The sequence below is a fragment of the Enterobacter cloacae complex sp. P47BA genome (assembly GCF_014930485.1).
GTDB classification, from domain to species: domain Bacteria; phylum Pseudomonadota; class Gammaproteobacteria; order Enterobacterales; family Enterobacteriaceae; genus Enterobacter; species Enterobacter bugandensis.
Genome location: NZ_JADBRF010000018.1, coordinates 33,069 through 50,160 on the forward strand (window position 1 = coordinate 33,069; position 17,092 = coordinate 50,160).

At 57.9% G+C, this 17,092-nt stretch carries 14 protein-coding genes; 8 read left to right on the top strand and 6 right to left on the bottom strand.

Translation table 11 applies throughout. The annotated features are described in order from the left end of the window. Positions 1-54: 54 nt before the first annotated feature. Positions 55-1,401 (bottom strand): two-component system sensor histidine kinase EnvZ, encoded by a 1,347-nt coding sequence (envZ, locus tag IM299_RS17620; RefSeq protein ID WP_028014672.1) that lies wholly within the window; start codon positions 1,399-1,401, stop codon positions 55-57. After that, positions 1,398-2,117, bottom strand: a complete 720-nt coding sequence (gene ompR, locus IM299_RS17625) for a two-component system response regulator OmpR (RefSeq protein ID WP_001157751.1) — start codon at positions 2,115-2,117, stop codon at positions 1,398-1,400. The genes envZ and ompR overlap by 4 nt, the downstream gene beginning before the upstream one ends. Before the next feature lie 228 nt (positions 2,118-2,345). On the opposite strand from ompR, the gene greB reads away from it, so the two are divergent. The 5 genes from greB (at position 2,346) to feoC (ending at position 8,354) form a co-directional block, all read left to right on the top strand. Then, positions 2,346-2,819 carry a transcription elongation factor GreB gene (greB, locus tag IM299_RS17630; RefSeq protein WP_014885539.1) on the top strand — a complete coding sequence of 158 codons (474 nt, stop codon included), beginning with the start codon at positions 2,346-2,348 and terminating at the stop codon, positions 2,817-2,819. A gap of 86 nt (positions 2,820-2,905) precedes the next feature. Further along, on the top strand, positions 2,906-5,227 hold the full coding sequence (locus IM299_RS17635) for a Tex family protein (protein ID WP_193357881.1): 2,322 nt from the start codon (positions 2,906-2,908) through the stop codon (positions 5,225-5,227). 301 nt (positions 5,228-5,528) lie between these two features. Continuing rightward, entirely contained in the window at positions 5,529-5,756 is a 228-nt protein-coding gene (feoA, locus tag IM299_RS17640) for a ferrous iron transporter A (RefSeq protein ID WP_006177893.1), read from the top strand. A 30-nt stretch (positions 5,757-5,786) separates the two neighbouring features. Continuing rightward, positions 5,787-8,105 (top strand): Fe(2+) transporter permease subunit FeoB, encoded by a 2,319-nt coding sequence (gene feoB, locus IM299_RS17645; RefSeq protein WP_192987453.1) that lies wholly within the window; start codon positions 5,787-5,789, stop codon positions 8,103-8,105. A 12-nt stretch (positions 8,106-8,117) separates the two neighbouring features. Further along, positions 8,118-8,354: a [Fe-S]-dependent transcriptional repressor FeoC gene (feoC, locus tag IM299_RS17650; RefSeq protein ID WP_041911908.1), complete on the top strand. Its 237-nt coding sequence runs from the start codon at positions 8,118-8,120 to the stop codon at positions 8,352-8,354. A 33-nt stretch (positions 8,355-8,387) separates the two neighbouring features. On the opposite strand, the gene IM299_RS17655 is transcribed toward feoC, so the two are convergent. Together IM299_RS17655 and bioH are read right to left on the bottom strand one after the other, a co-directional pair. Beyond that, positions 8,388-8,657 (bottom strand): YdgH/BhsA/McbA-like domain containing protein, encoded by a 270-nt coding sequence (locus IM299_RS17655; protein WP_023309499.1) that lies wholly within the window; start codon positions 8,655-8,657, stop codon positions 8,388-8,390. Positions 8,658-8,768: 111 nt separating this feature from the next. Continuing rightward, positions 8,769-9,542 (bottom strand): pimeloyl-ACP methyl ester esterase BioH, encoded by a 774-nt coding sequence (gene bioH / locus IM299_RS17660; protein WP_028014677.1) that lies wholly within the window; start codon positions 9,540-9,542, stop codon positions 8,769-8,771. 36 nt (positions 9,543-9,578) lie between these two features. On the opposite strand from bioH, the gene gntX reads away from it, so the two are divergent. The 3 genes from gntX (at position 9,579) to gntT (ending at position 12,522) form a co-directional block, all read left to right on the top strand. Beyond that, entirely contained in the window at positions 9,579-10,262 is a 684-nt protein-coding gene (gntX, locus tag IM299_RS17665; protein ID WP_193357882.1) for a DNA utilization protein GntX, read from the top strand. 61 nt (positions 10,263-10,323) lie between these two features. After that, the gene (nfuA, locus tag IM299_RS17670; protein ID WP_045630303.1) at positions 10,324-10,899 is read left to right on the top strand and encodes a Fe-S biogenesis protein NfuA; all 576 of its coding nucleotides are present in this window, start codon (positions 10,324-10,326) and stop codon (positions 10,897-10,899) included. Positions 10,900-11,205: 306 nt separating this feature from the next. Beyond that, complete coding sequence (gene gntT, locus IM299_RS17675; RefSeq protein WP_028014680.1) at positions 11,206-12,522, top strand: gluconate transporter; 1,317 nt, start codon at positions 11,206-11,208, stop codon at positions 12,520-12,522. 59 nt (positions 12,523-12,581) lie between these two features. On the opposite strand, the gene malQ is transcribed toward gntT, so the two are convergent. Together malQ and malP are read right to left on the bottom strand one after the other, a co-directional pair. Next, positions 12,582-14,663, bottom strand: a complete 2,082-nt coding sequence (malQ, locus tag IM299_RS17680; protein ID WP_193357883.1) for a 4-alpha-glucanotransferase — start codon at positions 14,661-14,663, stop codon at positions 12,582-12,584. Between the two features lie 9 nt (positions 14,664-14,672). Further along, entirely contained in the window at positions 14,673-17,066 is a 2,394-nt protein-coding gene (malP, locus tag IM299_RS17685) for a maltodextrin phosphorylase (RefSeq protein WP_193357884.1), read from the bottom strand. Positions 17,067-17,092 lie beyond the last annotated feature (26 nt).

Here is a 17,092-nt window from a genome sequence, read left to right on the forward strand (position 1 = left end):
ATGTTTTCTCCCTCTCCCCGTGGGAGAGGGCCGGGGTGAGGGCATCAGACCGCACTATCCCTCTTTCACCTGCCCCCGCGTCACCGGAACCGGCAACCAGGCGCGAATGCTCAACCCGCCCCGCTCGCTGGTACCAATCTCCAGCAATCCGTTATGGTTATCCACAATACGCTGCACAATCGCCAGGCCTAAGCCCGTACCGCTGGTGCTGCGCGCGCTATCGCCGCGCACAAATGGCTGGAACAGATGCTTACGCTGCTCGGGCTTAATGCCCGGGCCGTCGTCTTCCACCTGGAACCAGGCGCGGTTGAGTTCAGACCCGCTGCTAACCTTAATCCAGCCGTTACCGTAGCGCGCCGCGTTAACCACCATATTGGCCACCGCACGCTTAATGGAAAGCGGGTGCATACGAACCTGAATTTCACCGTCCTGAAGGTCAGTATCAATTTCACGCTCATAACCACTTTCTGCGGCCACCACTTCGCCCAGCACCGCGTTCAGATCGGCCATTTCCATCGGCATCTCCTGACCGGTGCGCAGGTAATCGATGAACTGCTCGATGATGGCGTTACACTCTTCGATGTCCTTGTTAATAGACTCGGCGAGATAACCGTCCTCTTCACCCATCATCTCCGTCGCCAGACGAATACGCGTTAGCGGGGTGCGCAGGTCATGACTGACGCCGGCCATCAGCAGCGTACGGTCATCCGCCAGCTGCTTAACGCCTGCCGCCATGTGGTTAAACGCGCGCGTTACTGAGCGCACTTCAGAGGCACCATATTCACGCAGTGGAGGAGGAATAATGCCTTTACCGACCTGCAGCGCCGCGTGCTCCAGGTCGACCAGCGGTCGGTTCTGGATACGGATAAACAGCCACGCGCCGCCTATCGCCAGAAGCATAATGGCAAGGGTGTAGCGGAACAGCGGCGAGAAATCGCCCTGATGGATTTCAGTCAGCGGAACGCGTACCCAGATGTTGGGTGACAGCCAGGTTTTCAGCCAGACGACGGGCGAGCTTTTGTTGACCTCAACGCGCACTTCCGTCGGGCCACCCAGCTGTTGCGCCATCTGCTGGCTGAGGAATTCATAGTGCTGCGCCCAGCGCAGGCCAGCATCTTCCGCCGCTTCATTGGAGTAAAGCGAAATGCCCAGTTCACGGTAGATTTCACGGCGAAATGCCGGGGGAACAACCAGCTGCGTGCCGTCCTCCAGCTGCAGCTTATCGGTCATCAGCATACGCACTTCGTAGGCCAGGACCTTATTAAACTGCTGGAGGCTCGGCAGAATCGCAAAGTTCAACACCACCAGGTAGGTCGTCACCAGGCTGACGAACAGCAGGGTGACGATCAGTAAGAGGGTGCGGGCAAACGAGCTTCGCGGCGAGAAGCGCATTCGCCTCATGCTTTAGAGCCGTCCGGAACGAACACGTAGCCCAGACCCCATACGGTCTGAATATAACGAGGATGCGCCGGATCTTCTTCCACCATGCGGCGCAGGCGGGAGATCTGCACGTCGATGGAGCGTTCCATTGCGGAGTATTCGCGACCGCGCGCCAGGTTCATCAGCTTGTCGCGTGAAAGCGGCTCGCGCGGGTGGCTGACCAGCGCTTTCAGTACGGCAAACTCGCCGCTGGTGAGCGGCATTGGCTCATCTTCACGGAACATCTCGCGCGTGCCGAGGTTCAGCTTGAACTTGCCGAAGGCAATGACGGCTTCTTCCTGGGACGGCGCGCCCGGCAGTTCATTCGCCTGACGGCGCAGCACGGCACGAATACGCGCCAGCAGCTCGCGCGGGTTAAACGGTTTTGGAATGTAGTCGTCGGCGCCGATTTCGAGGCCTACGATACGGTCAACTTCTTCGCCCTTCGCCGTCACCATGATGATCGGCATCGGGTTGCTCTGGCTGCGCAGACGGCGGCAGATAGAAAGCCCGTCTTCACCCGGCAGCATCAGGTCGAGAACCATCAGATGGAAAGATTCGCGGGTCAGCAGACGGTCCATCTGCTCAGCGTTCGCGACGCTACGAACCTGGAAGCCCTGCTCGGTCAGATAACGCTCAAGCAGCGCGCGCAGGCGCATGTCGTCATCCACGACCAGAATTTTGTAGTTTTCTTGCATTGTGTGTACTCCCAAAGGTTCGGATAGTCTTTGTAACAGCGTATTCTAAAAAAGTGCACGTATTCGACCAGTTAATTCTGGTATAAATTCTAGTCGAAATTGTTACAAAGCATATTTAACAGCAGCTTATCTGTTCATTTCATCACATAAATCATTATTAATCCTGTCTGTTACACTGTGTGGTACGTATTGTGCGCAAAACAGAGAACCGGCAGCAAAGGCAGCACCATGAAAACGCCCCTGATCACCCGCGAAGGGTACGAAAAGCTCAAAAAAGAGATGGATTACCTGTGGCGCGAAGAGCGTCCTGAAGTAACCAAAAAGGTGACCTGGGCGGCAAGCCTGGGCGATCGCAGCGAAAATGCTGATTATCAGTACAACAAGAAGCGGCTGCGCGAAATTGACCGCCGGGTACGCTATCTGACGAAGTGTCTCGAAAATCTTAAAATTGTCGATTACTCCCCGCAGCAGGAGGGCAAAGTGTTCTTCGGCGCGTGGGTGGAGATTGAAAACGACGATGGTGACACCCTGCGTTTTCGCATCGTCGGTTACGATGAAATTTTTGGTCGTAAAGATTACATTTCTATCGACTCCCCGATGGCCCGCGCACTGCTGAAAAAGGAAGTGGGCGATTTAGCCGTCGTTCAGACCCCAGCCGGTGAAGCCAGCTGGTACGTCAATGAGATCGTCTACGTAAAATAGTCCGAGAGCGCCCTCCCCGGCTGGCATTTTGCCGTGTCAGCCCGTATAACTATCCCCTGATTTTTGACCCACAAGATGATAAAGCCATGATGAAAGATTCGCTCTTCCGCATTATTGCGGGTGAACTTCAGGCCAGAGCCGAACAGGTAGAAGCTGCCGTTCGCCTGCTTGATGAAGGGAACACCGTGCCGTTTATTGCACGTTATCGTAAGGAAGTCACAGGCGGTCTGGATGACACGCAGCTGCGTAACCTGGAGACCCGCCTGGGCTATCTGCGCGAGCTGGAAGAACGTCGTCAGGCGATCCTCAAATCCATCGGCGAACAGGGCAAGCTGACCAGCGAGCTGGAAAGCGCCATTAACGGCACCCTGAGCAAAACCGAACTCGAAGATCTCTATCTGCCGTATAAACCGAAGCGCCGTACCCGCGGGCAGATTGCGATTGAGGCGGGCCTTGAGCCGCTGGCAGAGCTGCTGTGGAATGAGCCATCTCACGACCCGGAAACCGAAGCGGCGAAATTCGTCGACGCCGACAAAGGTGTCGCTGACACCAAGGCCGCTCTGGACGGCGCGCGCTACATCCTGATGGAGCGCTTCGCGGAAGACGCCGCCCTGCTGGCCAAAGTGCGTGATTATCTGTGGAAGAACGCCCACATCGTCTCTACCGTCGTCGCGGGCAAAGAGGAAGAAGGCGCGAAGTTCCGCGACTACTTCGATCACCACGAACCGATTTCGACCACCCCGTCTCACCGCGCGCTGGCGATGTTCCGCGGCCGCAACGAAGGCGTGCTCCAGCTCTCCCTGAACGCCGACCCGCAGTTTGACGAGCCGCCGAAAGAGAGCCACTGCGAGCAGATTATCATCGACCATCTCGGCCTGCGCCTGAACAACGCCCCGGCGGACAGCTGGCGCAAAGGCGTGGTGAGCTGGACCTGGCGCATCAAGGTGCTGATGCACCTGGAAACCGAGCTGATGGGCACCGTGCGCGAACGCGCGGAAGACGAAGCGATCAACGTCTTCGCCCGTAACCTGCATGACCTGCTGATGGCCGCTCCTGCGGGCCTGCGCGCCACCATGGGGCTCGATCCGGGCCTGCGTACCGGCGTGAAGGTGGCGGTCGTTGACGGCACCGGCAAGCTGGTCGCCACCGATACCATATACCCGCACACCGGCCAGGCAGCGAAAGCCGCCGTCGTGGTGGCGGCGCTGTGCGAGAAGTACAACGTGGAGCTGGTTGCCATCGGTAACGGCACCGCATCACGCGAAACCGAGCGTTTCTACCTCGACGTGCAGAAGCAGTTCCCGAAAGTGACGGCACAGAAAGTGATCGTCAGCGAAGCGGGCGCATCGGTCTATTCCGCCTCTGAGCTGGCGGCGCAGGAATTCCCTGACCTGGACGTTTCCCTGCGCGGCGCGGTCTCCATCGCCCGTCGTCTGCAGGATCCGCTGGCGGAGCTGGTGAAGATCGATCCGAAATCCATCGGCGTGGGCCAGTATCAGCACGACGTGAGCCAGACGCAGCTGGCGCGCAAGCTGGACGCGGTCGTGGAAGACTGCGTAAACGCCGTCGGCGTGGACCTGAACACCGCTTCCGTTCCTCTGCTGACCCGCGTGGCGGGCTTAACCCGCATGATGGCACAGAACATCGTGGCCTGGCGCGATGAGAACGGCCAGTTCCAGAACCGTCAGCAGCTGCTTAAAGTGAGCCGCCTGGGGCCGAAAGCGTTTGAGCAGTGTGCGGGCTTCCTGCGCATCAACCACGGCGATAACCCGCTGGATGCCTCTACCGTTCACCCGGAAGCGTATCCAGTTGTGGAACGCATTCTGGCCGCCACCCAGCAGGCGCTGAAGGATCTCATGGGCGACAGCAGCGCTCTGCGTAACCTGAAAGCCGTTGATTTCACCGACGACAAATTTGGTGTACCAACCGTTACCGACATTATCAAAGAGCTGGAAAAACCGGGCCGCGATCCGCGTCCTGAGTTCAAAACGGCGACCTTTGCTGACGGCATCGAGACCATGAACGATCTCCTGCCGGGCATGGTGCTGGAAGGCGCGGTGACCAACGTCACCAACTTCGGCGCGTTTGTGGATATCGGCGTGCACCAGGACGGTCTGGTGCATATCTCTTCCCTTGCCGACAAGTTCGTTGAAGACCCGCACACCGTGGTCAAAGCGGGCGACATCGTGAAGGTGAAAGTGCTGGAGGTGGATCTGCAGCGCAAGCGTATCGCCCTGACCATGCGTCTGGATGAGCAGCCGGGCGACACCAGCGCGCGCCGTGGCGGCAACGGCGGAGGCCGCGAGCAGCAGCGTCCGGCCGCGAAGCCGCGCGGGCGTGACGCGCAGCCTGCGGGCAACAGCGCGATGATGGACGCGCTGGCGGCGGCGATGGGTAAGAAACGCTAAGGTAACCCCCCTCACCCTACCCCTCTCCCCAAAGGGGAGAGAGCCGGGGTGAGGGGAATAAAATCCTCCCGAAATATATGAAACCGATTGCACACCCATATTTAAACCGCTATTTATCACTCCATTAACAAATAGGCTTTTTATTCCTTCCCGGGTAATTCTGCAAATATTGAGCAAGGTCAATCAGACCGCAAATTAATACGATTAACAACATCCCGTCACATTTTTATTATTGCTGATAAAAACTATTCTCATTATCATCGCAGTGTAGATTATTTAACCTCTCGTGGAATCAGGCATTATGCAATTCACTCCAGACAGTGCATGGAAAATTACCGGTTTTACCCGCGAAATTAGCCCGGCCTATCGGCAGAAGCTGCTGTCACTTGGCATGCTGCCCGGCTCATCATTCCAGGTCGTGCGTGTGGCGCCGTTGGGCGATCCTGTTCATATCGAAACCCGGCGCGTAAATCTGGTTCTGCGCAAAAAAGACCTCGCATTAATTGAAGTTGAATCTTTATCCCGTTAACAAGCCAGCGGTTTCGGTGGGTCTAATACAATGAAAAAATTAACTATTGGCTTAATTGGCAATCCTAATTCCGGCAAGACAACCTTATTTAATCAGTTAACCGGCGCACGCCAGCGCGTGGGAAATTGGGCAGGCGTAACGGTTGAACGTAAAGAAGGCCAGTTCGCGACAACGGACAATCAGGTCACCCTGGTTGACCTTCCCGGCACCTACTCCTTAACCACGATTTCATCCCAGACTTCGCTCGATGAGCAAATTGCCTGCCACTACATTCTTGGCGGCGACGCGGATCTGCTGATCAACGTGGTCGACGCTTCAAACCTCGAGCGAAACCTTTACCTGACGCTACAGCTGCTGGAGCTGGGGATCCCCTGCATCGTGGCGCTCAACATGCTCGACATTGCGGAAAAACAAAAGCTGCGCATCGACGTCGATGCGCTCTCCGCGCGCCTGGGCTGTCCGGTGGTTCCGCTGGTCTCGACCCGCGCTCGCGGTATCGACGCCCTGAAGCTGGCGATTGACCGCCACGCGGGAAACCGCGACGTTGAGCTGGTGCATTACGCCCAGCCGCTGCTGCGCGAAGCCGAACTGCTGGCGCAGGAGATGGACAGCAGCATGCCTGCAAAACAGCGCCTGTGGCTCGGCCTGCAGATGCTGGAAGGGGATATCTACAGCCGCGCCTATGCCGGACATGCGGCGGATAAGCTGGACGTGGCCCTCGCCCGTCTCAGCGACGAGCTGGACGATCCGGCGCTGCACATCGCCGATGCGCGTTATCAGGCCATTGCGTCAATTTGCGACGTGGTCAGCAACGCCCTTACCGCAGAGCCCAGCCGCTTTACGGCGGCGGTGGATAAGATTGTGCTCAACCGCTTCCTCGGTTTGCCCATCTTCCTGCTGGTGATGTACGTGATGTTCCTGCTCGCGATTAACATCGGTGGCGCGCTGCAGCCGATTTTTGACGCCGGTTCTGTCGCGGTCTTCGTACACGGTATTCAGTGGGTAGGTTACACCCTGCACTTCCCGGAATGGCTGACCATCTTCCTTGCCCAGGGGATTGGCGGCGGTATCAACACCGTGCTGCCGCTGGTACCGCAGATCGGCATGATGTATCTGTTCCTCTCGTTCCTCGAAGATTCCGGCTACATGGCGCGCGCCGCCTTCGTGATGGACCGCCTGATGCAGGCGCTGGGCCTGCCGGGCAAATCGTTCGTCCCGCTGATCGTCGGCTTCGGCTGTAACGTGCCGTCGGTAATGGGCGCGCGCACCCTGGATGCACCGCGTGAACGACTGATGACCATTATGATGGCGCCGTTTATGTCCTGCGGCGCGCGTCTGGCAATCTTTGCCGTCTTCGCGGCAGCCTTCTTTGGCCAGCAGGGCGCGCTGGCGGTCTTCTCGCTGTACGTGCTGGGCATCGTGATGGCGATCCTGACCGGCTTAATGCTCAAGCACACCATCATGCGCGGTGAAGCGTCACCGTTTGTAATGGAGCTTCCGGTCTATCACGTCCCGCATCTGAAAAGCCTGGCGATCCAGACCTGGCAGCGCCTGAAAGGCTTTGTGCTGCGCGCCGGTAAGGTGATTGTTATTGTCAGTATTTTCCTGAGCGCGCTGAACAGCTTCACCCTCACCGGTCAGGCGGCAGATAACATCAACGACTCTGCCCTCGCCTCCGTCAGCCGCGTCATCACGCCGGTCTTCAAACCGATTGGCGTACAGGAGGATAACTGGCAGGCGACCGTGGGCCTGTTTACCGGAGCAATGGCGAAAGAGGTGGTCGTCGGGACCCTGAACACGCTCTACACCGCAGAGAACATTCAGGAGCAGGAATTTAACCCGGCGGAGTTTCACCTCGGTGACGAACTGCTGGGTGCCGTAGAGGAGACCTGGCAGAGCCTGAAAGACACCTTCAGCCTGAGCGTGCTGGCTAACCCGATTGAGGCCAGCAAAGGCGACGGCGAAATGGCGACCGGTGCCATGGGCGTGATGGGCGAGAAGTTTGGCAGCGCGTCCGCAGCCTACAGCTACCTGATCTTCGTTCTGCTCTATATTCCGTGCATCTCGGTGATGGGGGCGATTGCCCGTGAGTCCAGCCGCGGCTGGATGGGCTTCTCCATTCTGTGGGGGCTGAATATCGCCTACTCGCTGGCGACGCTGTTTTACCAGACCGTTAACTTCAGCCAGCATCCGCGCTACAGCCTGGTCAGCATCCTGGCGGTCATCCTGTTTAACGTGATTGTGATTGGCCTGCTGCGCCGGGCGCGAAGCCGCGTTGATATCAACCTGCTGGCGACGCGTAAAACCCCGGCCACCTGCTGCAACAGCCCGGCTGGCGACTGTCACTAAGGGGAAAAACAGATGGCATCGTTGATTCAGGTTCGTGACTTACTGGCGTTGCAGGGACGCATGGAGGCAAAACAGCTCAGCCTTAGCCTGCATACGCCGCAGCCGATGATCGATGCCATGCTGGAGCGCCTGGAAGCCATGGGTAAAGCCGTGCGGATTCAGGAAGAAGCGGAGGGTTGCCTCTCCGGCAGTTGTAAAAGCTGTCCGGAAGGAAAGGCCTGTCTCAGGGAGTGGTGGGCACTGCGCTAATAAAGCCGGGCATTGCTGCCCGGCTTTATCGTATTACTTATAGACGTCCGCAGTAGCGCGTACGTTTTTGGTCTGTTTTTCTGCGCTGGTGACGACGTAGTATGTCCCGCCCAGCTCATCCGCTTTCTTCGACAGCTCTTTTCTTGCATCCATCGGCGCGGTGGTGTCAGACGTAGAAATCTCACCAATTTTCGTCAGATTCATCCCGGCAACTTTATCTTTTTCCAGCTCTTTTGCCGCAAAAACGCCAAATGACAGTGACCCAATAACCAGAGAAGTGACAATACCTGTAACAAGTTTCATAGCCTGACTCTCCATAGGATTGTTGTTTTGATCATCGTAGGCAGAACAACCGCAACGACATCTGGAGTATGGTTGCGGTGTGTAACTTTTTCCAGGCTGGATAGAAAATAATCAGTCTAAACGTTGACTTAACGCAACCAACGCTGAACAAAACTCCGTCGGATGAGAGATAAACGGCGCATGCGCGGCTTTTGCTATGACCTGTGATTCGCTGTCCGGCCAGAGGGAATCCAGAAGTGGGACCACTTTGCGCGGCACCAGCCCGTCGAGATAGCCATAGATGCGCAGGTGCGGCATGCTCAGCCCGGCCAGCGGCTCGCGCAGATCGGCCGTTTTCAGGATCTCCAGACCGCCGTTAAGCACCTCAACGTCCGGCATCGGCAGGGAGAGCACCACCTGCTTTAACGCTCTGGCATCCTGACGCGCGGTTTCGGTACCCATTGTCTGCAAGGCGAGGAATCGCTCGACGGTCCGCTGGAAATCGTCGCTCAGCTGCTGCTGGAAGCCCGCCAGAACGTCAGGTTTGATGCCGGGCCACGCCTCTTGTGCGCTAAAGCATGGCGACGAGGCCACGGTGACCAGCGCCCTAACGCGCTCGGGCCAGGAGAGTGCAATCTGGCTTGCCACCAGCCCGCCCAGACTCCAGCCCAGCCAGATGGCATTTTGCGGCGCGGCGTCTACAACGTGCTGCGCCATTTCATCAAGCGACATCGCGCCAAAGCCACGGCTGCGACCATAGCCCGGCAGATCAACCAGATGTAACGTAAATTGCGAGGCAAGTTCCTCGCTTATGCAATGCCACACTTCCGCATTCAGGCCCCATCCGTGCAGCAGCACAAGATGGCAATTTCCTGTCCCTACGGTCTGCCACCACAGCGTCTTCATCAGTTACTGTTCTCTTTTTTCACATGGAGGTTGCACATGCTAACAGTGCCTGCCTTGTGCTGGCTATGCAAAATGCCGCTTGCCCTCAGCGTGTGGGGCGTCTGTTCCGTCTGCACGCGTTCGCTGGAAAGGCATATTACAACCTGCCCGCAATGTGGTTTACCGACGGCGAACCGCGATTTGCCCTGCGGCCGCTGCCTGAAAAAATCCCCGCCGTGGAGCGCGCTGGTGGCCGTGGATGATTATGTTCCGCCGCTGAGCGGGCTTATTCACGCCCTGAAGTTTTCCGGCCAGAGTTCGCTGGCGCAGCCCCTTGCCCGCCTGCTTTTGCTGGCCGTTTTACAGGCGCGACGAACCCGCGCTTTGCCGAAAATCGACATGGTGGTGAATGTCCCCTTATACCGACGCCGGCACTGGCGGCGAGGCTATAATCAAAGCGACCTGCTCTGCCGCCCGCTCGCCCGGTGGCTGGGTTGTCGCTACGATGCCAGCGCGCTTACCCGCGTTCATGCCACCGCCATCCAGCATCAGCTCAACGCCCGGCTTCGCAAAAGGAACCTGAAAAACGCCTTTCGCCTTGAATTGCCGGTCCACGGCCTCCATATCGCCATCGTGGATGACGTCGTCACCACAGGCAGTACCGTTGCTGAACTTTCCCGACTGCTTTTGCAAAGCGGCGCCGCGTCGGTTCAGGTATGGTGTCTGTGCCGTACCTTGTAGCCCTTCTTCAATGGGCGTATGATTATACCCAGGTAATTTAGTCAACTATTAGGCCAAAGCTATGATCCGTATTTCCGATTCTGCACAAGCGCACTTTGCCAAACTGCTGGCAAATCAGGAAGAAGGGACGCAGATCCGCGTGTTTGTGATCAATCCAGGCACTCCGAATGCAGAATGTGGTGTCTCTTATTGTCCTCCGGACGCTGTGGAATCAACTGACACTGCCCTTAAATTTGAACAGCTCACCGCTTACGTCGATGAACTGAGCGCGCCGTATCTTGAAGATGCGGAAATCGACTTTGTCACCGACCAGCTGGGTTCTCAGCTGACCCTGAAAGCGCCAAACGCCAAAATGCGTAAAGTCTCTGACGATGCGCCGCTGATGGAGCGCGTTGAGTATCTGCTGCAGTCCCAGATCAACCCACAACTGGCTGGCCACGGCGGTCGCGTTTCCCTGATGGAAATCACGGAAGACGGCCTGGCGATCCTGCAGTTTGGCGGCGGCTGTAACGGTTGCTCCATGGTCGACGTGACCCTGAAAGAAGGGATCGAGAAGCAGCTGCTGAACGAATTCCCGGAACTGAAAGGCGTGCGCGACCTGACAGAGCACCAGCGCGGCGAGCACTCTTACTACTAATTCAGTACCCGTCTGTATTGCCCGGTAGCGCTGCGCTTACCGGGCCTGACTCCCTTGCCTTCCCCCTCTATATGTTGACCTGCGTCTCATAATTCAAATTTTGGCTCACCGGGTGATTCTCAACCACGATATGTTACCCGTATCATTCTCGTGGGCACTCAACACCCTTATAACAGCCGACTAAACTTAACTGTTTCGCAGGCATCAGTATGAGTGCCGTTAACCACTCTGTTCCCAGTTGGGACAACCGGAATTTGTCGTTGAAACAATGACGTTACCCATAACAATTCAAAGGCCAGGTAAATCATGCCATTAGTCATCGTTGCTATCGGTGTTGTGTTATTACTGCTCTTGATGATCCGCTTCAAAATGAACGGATTTATCGCTCTGGTTCTGGTGGCACTTGCAGTCGGTCTGATGCAGGGGATGCCGCTGGTTAAAGTTATCAGCTCTATCAAAGCCGGTGTCGGCGGCACGCTCGGCAGCCTGGCGCTGATCATGGGCTTCGGCGCCATGCTCGGTAAAATGCTGGCGGACTGCGGGGGCGCGCAGCGTATTGCCACCACGCTTATCGAAAAGTTTGGCAAGAAGAACATCCAGTGGGCGGTGGTGTTAACCGGTTTTACCGTCGGTTTCGCGCTGTTCTATGAAGTGGGCTTCGTGCTGATGCTGCCGCTGGTGTTCACCATCGCCGCCGCGGCCAACATCCCGCTGCTGTTCGTGGGTGTGCCAATGGCTGCTGCGCTGTCCGTGACCCACGGCTTCCTGCCGCCGCACCCGGGTCCAACCGCCATCGCCACCATCTTCCACGCCGATATGGGTAAAACCCTGCTGTTCGGTACGATTCTGGCGATCCCGACCGTAATTCTGGCAGGCCCGGTGTATGCCCGCTTCCTGAAAGGCATTGATAAGCCTATTCCGGAAGGCCTGTACAGCGCCAAAACCTTCACTGAAGAAGAGATGCCAGGCTTTGGCGTCAGCGTCTGGACCTCGCTGGTACCGGTGATTCTGATGGCAATGCGCGCCGTGGCGGAGATGATCCTGCCGAAAGGCCACGCTTTCCTGGCCGTTGCCGAGTTCCTCGGCGACCCGGTGATGGCAACGCTGATTGCGGTATTGATTGCGATGTTCACCTTCGGCCTGAACCGTGGCCGCTCCATGGATCAGATCAACGACACGCTGACCTCGTCCATCAAAATCATTGCCATGATGCTGCTGATTATCGGCGGTGGCGGTGCGTTCAAGCAGGTGCTGGTCGACAGCGGCGTGGACAAATACATCGCTTCCATGATGCATGAAACCAATATCTCTCCAATCCTGATGGCGTGGTCTATTGCTGCCGTACTGCGTATCGCGCTGGGTTCTGCAACCGTTGCGGCGATTACAGCGGGCGGTATCGTTGCGCCGCTGATTGCCACCACGGGCGTCAGCCCTGAGCTGATGGTTATTGCGGTAGGCTCCGGCAGCGTGATTTTCTCTCACGTAAACGATCCGGGCTTCTGGCTGTTCAAGGAGTACTTCAACCTGACCATCGGTGAGACCATCAAGTCCTGGTCAATGCTGGAAACCATTATTTCGGTCTGCGGCCTGGTAGGGTGTCTGCTGTTGAATATGGCTCTCTGACTCTCCTGCTCGATCGGTTCCCTCTCCCCTTTGGGGAGAGGGCTAGGGTGAGGGGCAAATTACGACTTCTTACCCACCGCCTTTCTGCGCTTATCCAAATCTTTAATCAGCCTGTTCACTCCGCCATCGGCAAACATCGTCTCAAGCGTTGTGGACAGCTTGCGGCGCCAGTTCTTGTACTGATAGCTGGTGCCCGGAACGTTCACCGGCTCCGCCATATCAATCCAGTCTTCCGGCTGCAGGCCGAGCAAAGCGCTGTTGCTGTCGGCAATATAGCGCTGCAGGCCACGGTTGAGCGTTGGGGTCATTGCCATCAGCGACGCCTTATGTCCGGCACGCTTCGGCAGACAGCCATGCTTGTGCAGCGCGTCCAGCAGCCCCTGCTTCGCCAGCTCGCGGTCCTGATACAGTCCGCGCAGAACCTCTTCATCTGGATAGAGGCCCAGCGTTTTGCCGAGGGTCAGATCGCCGCTTTCCCAGTAGCCTCTGAGCGTAGGAAGATCATGCGTCGTCGCGACTGCCATTGACTGTTCAGGGTACGCTTTCGGCGCGCGGAAGGTTTTCTCATGGTCGTTTTCAAAATAGAGCACTTTGTAGGAATAAACCCCGCTGTCGCGGAGCTTGCTGACAATTTCCACCGGCACGGTACCGAGATCTTCACCGATCACCATGCACTGATGACGTTTACTCTCCAGGGCCAGGATCGACAGCAGATCGTCCACCGGATACTGCACGTACGCCCCGTGATCGGCCGTTTCACCGTACGGGATCCACCACAGGCGCAGCACGGACATCACGTGGTCAATGCGCAGCGCCCCGCAGTTCTGCATGTTCGCGCGCAGCAGGTCGATAAACGGCTCGTAGGCGCGCGCCGCCATCACGTGCGGATCCATCGGCGGCAGGCCCCAGTTCTGACCGAGCGGGCCGAGGATATCCGGCGGCGCGCCGACGGATGCTTTCAGGCAGTAAAGCTCACGGTCACACCAGGTTTCCGCGCCGCCTTCCGCCACGCCCACGGCCAGATCGCGATACAGGCCGATCGGCATCTTATAGCCCTGGCTCACCTGCCAGCAGGCGGCAAACTGGCTGTACGCCAGCCACTGCAGCCACAGGTAGAAGTCCACCTCGTCGGCATGATTTTTACAGAAGGCTTTGACTTCAGGGGTATCCACGGTCTGATACGCTTCCGGCCAGACCGGCCAGCCCCAGCGCATTTCGTCCTCTTTCACCTGATACGCGTGCAGCGCATCAAATGCCGCCTGCCAGTAGAGGCTTTCACCTTCCTGCATCACGAACTGGCGGAAGGCCGCCATCTGCTCGTCGTCGCGCTTCGCAAAGCCTTTCCACGCCAGGCGCAGAGCCGCCATTTTCAGCGCGGTCACGGAGGCATAATCTACCCAGTCCGCATCGCGGGCCTGCTTCAGCAGCTGCTGGGTGGTCTCAAGCTTCCACCACGCCTGCGCCTCTTTGCTGTTTTTGAAATCGTCTAACGCGTTAACGTCGATGTAAATCACGTTTAGCCAGCGTCGGGAAGACGGGCTGTACGGGCTCGCGCTTTCCGGGTTGGCCGGATAGAGCGCGTGGATCGGGTTGAGGCCGATAAACGCGCCGCCGCGCTCGCCCACGGATGCCAGCATGTTCTTCAGATCGCCAAAATCGCCGATGCCCCAGTTGCTGTCTGAACGCAGCGTGTAGAGCTGCACGCAGGCGCCCCACAGTTTTTTGCCTTCGAGCAATGCCTGCGGCTCATAGCAGCGTTTTGGCGCGACGATCACCCGGCAGTGAAAACGCTGTTCGTCCTGGGTGAGCGTCAGGCTGTGGTAGCCCTCCGGCAGCTTTGCCGGAAGGTTTAACGTTTTGCCGCCGGTGGCGTGGCCTTTATGCTGATGCCCCTCTTCGGTGGTGAGCAGCCAGCTAAACTCGCCACGTCCCTCCACCGACAGCGGCATCTTTTTGCCTGCGGTAAAGACCTTCACGTTTGGCACCGGAGCAGCCGACGCGTTCGCGTCGGTTTTGTGCATGGCATCCAGCAAACGTCTTTTGGTGTCCGCACCAATAGACTGCGGTTTGCCGTGCGCATTGATGTAACTGAGGCTAATTCCCGCCGCCTGCGCGGCACTGTCCAGACGTTTACTCTCCATCGCGCTTCCTTAGCGTTTTGCCTGCCAGATACGGGCCTGATAATCACGGATTGAGCGGTCAGAGCTGAACATGCCGCAGCGCGCGGTGTTCAGAATGCACGCCCGGGTCCACGCCTCCTGGTCGCGGTACAGCACGTCGACCTGTTTCTGCGCTTCAACGTAGGCCGTGAAGTCCGCCATCACCAGGTACGGGTCGCCGCCGTGTTTGTCCATGCTGTGCAGCATCTGGTCAAACGCGTGCTTGTCGCCATCGCTGTATTTGCCGCTTTCCAGCTCCTTCAGCACCGCATCCAGCACTTTGTCTTTTTTACGCCATTTCACCGGGTCGTAGCCTTTGGCCTTGATGGCTTTCACTTCTTCAACAGTATGGCCGAAGATAAAGATGTTCTCTTCACCGACCTTCTCGGCGATTTCGACGTTCGCACCGTCCAGCGTGCCGACGGTCAGCGCGCCGTTGAGCGCCAGCTTCATGTTGCCGGTACCGGACGCTTCTTTCCCTGCGGTCGAGATCTGCTCGGAGATATCCGCCGCCGGGATCAGCATTTCCGCCGCCGAGACGCAGTAATCCGGCAGGAACACGACCTTCAGCTTGTCGCCCACTTTCGGATCGCTGTTGATCGCCGCCGCCACTTTATTGATGGCGAGGATAATGTTTTTCGCCAGGTAGTAGCCCGGCGCCGCCTTCGCACCGAACAGGAACACGCGCGGCACGCGGTCGGCCTGCGGGTTCTCGCGGATCTCTTTGTACAGCGCCAGAATATGCAGCAGGTTCAGGTGCTGACGCTTGTACTCGTGCAGGCGTTTGATCTGGATATCGAAAATGGCGTTCGGGTTGATCTCAATCCCGGTACGCATTTTCACAAACTCCGCCAGGCGAACCTTGTTCTCCAGCTTGATCGCGCGGTACTGCTCGCGGAATTTCGCATCGTCGGCGTATTTTTCCAGGTTAATCAGTTGGTCCAAATCGTTGGCCCACTCTTTCTTCAGGGTCTTGTCCAGCAGGCCGGCCAGCAGCGGATTGCACTGCTTGATCCAGCGACGCGGCGTAATGCCGTTGGTCACGTTGTGGAACTTAGTCGGCCACAGCTGGTGATATTCCGGGAACAGATCTTTCACCACCAGATCGGAGTGCAGCGCCGCCACGCCGTTAACGGCAAAGCCGCTCACCACGCACATGTTCGCCATACGCACCTGTTTGTCGTGCACCACCGCCAGCTTCGCCCAGACGGCTTTGTCGCCCGGCCAGGTTTTCTCCACCAGCGCTTTAAACTGGTCGTTAATCTTGTTGATGATCTGCATGTGGCGCGGCAGCAGCGTTTTCACCAGCTTCTCATCCCAGCACTCCAGCGCTTCCGGCATCAGGGTGTGGTTGGTATAGGCGAAGGTGCGGCTGGTGATGGCCCAGGCGTCGTCCCAGCTCAGCTGATGCTCGTCAATCAGCACGCGCAGCAGTTCCGGGATGGCAATAGTCGGGTGCGTATCGTTAAGCTGAATGACTTCGAAGTCCGGCAGCTGCGCCAGCTTGCGGCCCGCCAGGTGATGGCGACGCAGAATGTCCGCCACGGAGCAGGCGCACTGGAAGTACTGCTGCATCAGGCGCAGCTTTTTACCCGCCAGGTGGTTATCGTTCGGATAGAGGACTTTGGTCAGCTTCTCGGCGTCGATCCCCTGCTGCTCGGCGCGCAGGAAATCGCCGTCGTTGAATTTGGTCAGGTTGAACGGATGCGTGTGCTTCGCCTGCCACAGACGCAGCGGCTGCGCCACGCCGTTACGGTAGCCGAGCACCGGCAGATCCCAGGCTTCACCGGTAATAGTGAACGCCGGTTCCCAGAGCCCCTGCTTCGTCACTTTCCCGCCGATGCCGACCTGCACGTCCAGCTGCGCGTTGTGGCGGAACCACGGGTAGGTATTTCGATGCCAGTCGTCCGGCGCTTCCATCTGGTGGCCGTCGGCAAACGACTGACGGAACAGGCCGTACTGGTAGTTCAGGCCATAGCCAATCGCCGACTGGCCGACCGTTGCCATAGAGTCAAGGAAACAGGCCGCCAGACGCCCCAGTCCGCCGTTGCCCAGCGCCGGGTCGATCTCTTCTTCCAGCAGGTCGGTCAGGTTAATGTCGTGCTCTTTCAGCACATCACCCACCTCCTGATACCAGCCAAGGTTCAGCAGGTTGTTGCCGGTCAGGCGGCCAATAAGGAACTCCATCGAGATATAGTTAACGTGACGCTGGCCTTTGACGGGCTTCGCCACGGGCTGAGCATCCAGCTGCTCTGCGAGCGCCCCGCTCACCGCCTGCCACCACTGGTGAGGCGTCATCTCGTTTGCAGCATGAAGGCCAAAACGCTGCCACTGACGCGTCAGGGCAGCCTGGAATTGAGCTTTGTTGAAGGTAGGCTGTGACATAGGGGATCGGCATCCTTTAGAAAGAA

What these genes read in the sequence shown, in the direction of transcription:
- envZ (WP_028014672.1), bottom strand. Translation starts at nt 1,401, where the DNA reads ATGAGGCGAATGCGCTTCTCGCCGCGAAGCTCGTTTGCCCGCACCCTC.
- ompR (WP_001157751.1), bottom strand. Translation starts at nt 2,117, where the DNA reads ATGCAAGAAAACTACAAAATTCTGGTCGTGGATGACGACATGCGCCTG.
- greB (WP_014885539.1), top strand. Translation starts at nt 2,346, where the DNA reads ATGAAAACGCCCCTGATCACCCGCGAAGGGTACGAAAAGCTCAAAAAA.
- IM299_RS17635 (WP_193357881.1), top strand. Translation starts at nt 2,906, where the DNA reads ATGATGAAAGATTCGCTCTTCCGCATTATTGCGGGTGAACTTCAGGCC.
- feoA (WP_006177893.1), top strand. Translation starts at nt 5,529, where the DNA reads ATGCAATTCACTCCAGACAGTGCATGGAAAATTACCGGTTTTACCCGC.
- feoB (WP_192987453.1), top strand. Translation starts at nt 5,787, where the DNA reads ATGAAAAAATTAACTATTGGCTTAATTGGCAATCCTAATTCCGGCAAG.
- feoC (WP_041911908.1), top strand. Translation starts at nt 8,118, where the DNA reads ATGGCATCGTTGATTCAGGTTCGTGACTTACTGGCGTTGCAGGGACGC.
- IM299_RS17655 (WP_023309499.1), bottom strand. Translation starts at nt 8,657, where the DNA reads ATGAAACTTGTTACAGGTATTGTCACTTCTCTGGTTATTGGGTCACTG.
- bioH (WP_028014677.1), bottom strand. Translation starts at nt 9,542, where the DNA reads ATGAAGACGCTGTGGTGGCAGACCGTAGGGACAGGAAATTGCCATCTT.
- gntX (WP_193357882.1), top strand. Translation starts at nt 9,579, where the DNA reads ATGCTAACAGTGCCTGCCTTGTGCTGGCTATGCAAAATGCCGCTTGCC.
- nfuA (WP_045630303.1), top strand. Translation starts at nt 10,324, where the DNA reads ATGATCCGTATTTCCGATTCTGCACAAGCGCACTTTGCCAAACTGCTG.
- gntT (WP_028014680.1), top strand. Translation starts at nt 11,206, where the DNA reads ATGCCATTAGTCATCGTTGCTATCGGTGTTGTGTTATTACTGCTCTTG.
- malQ (WP_193357883.1), bottom strand. Translation starts at nt 14,663, where the DNA reads ATGGAGAGTAAACGTCTGGACAGTGCCGCGCAGGCGGCGGGAATTAGC.
- malP (WP_193357884.1), bottom strand. Translation starts at nt 17,066, where the DNA reads ATGTCACAGCCTACCTTCAACAAAGCTCAATTCCAGGCTGCCCTGACG.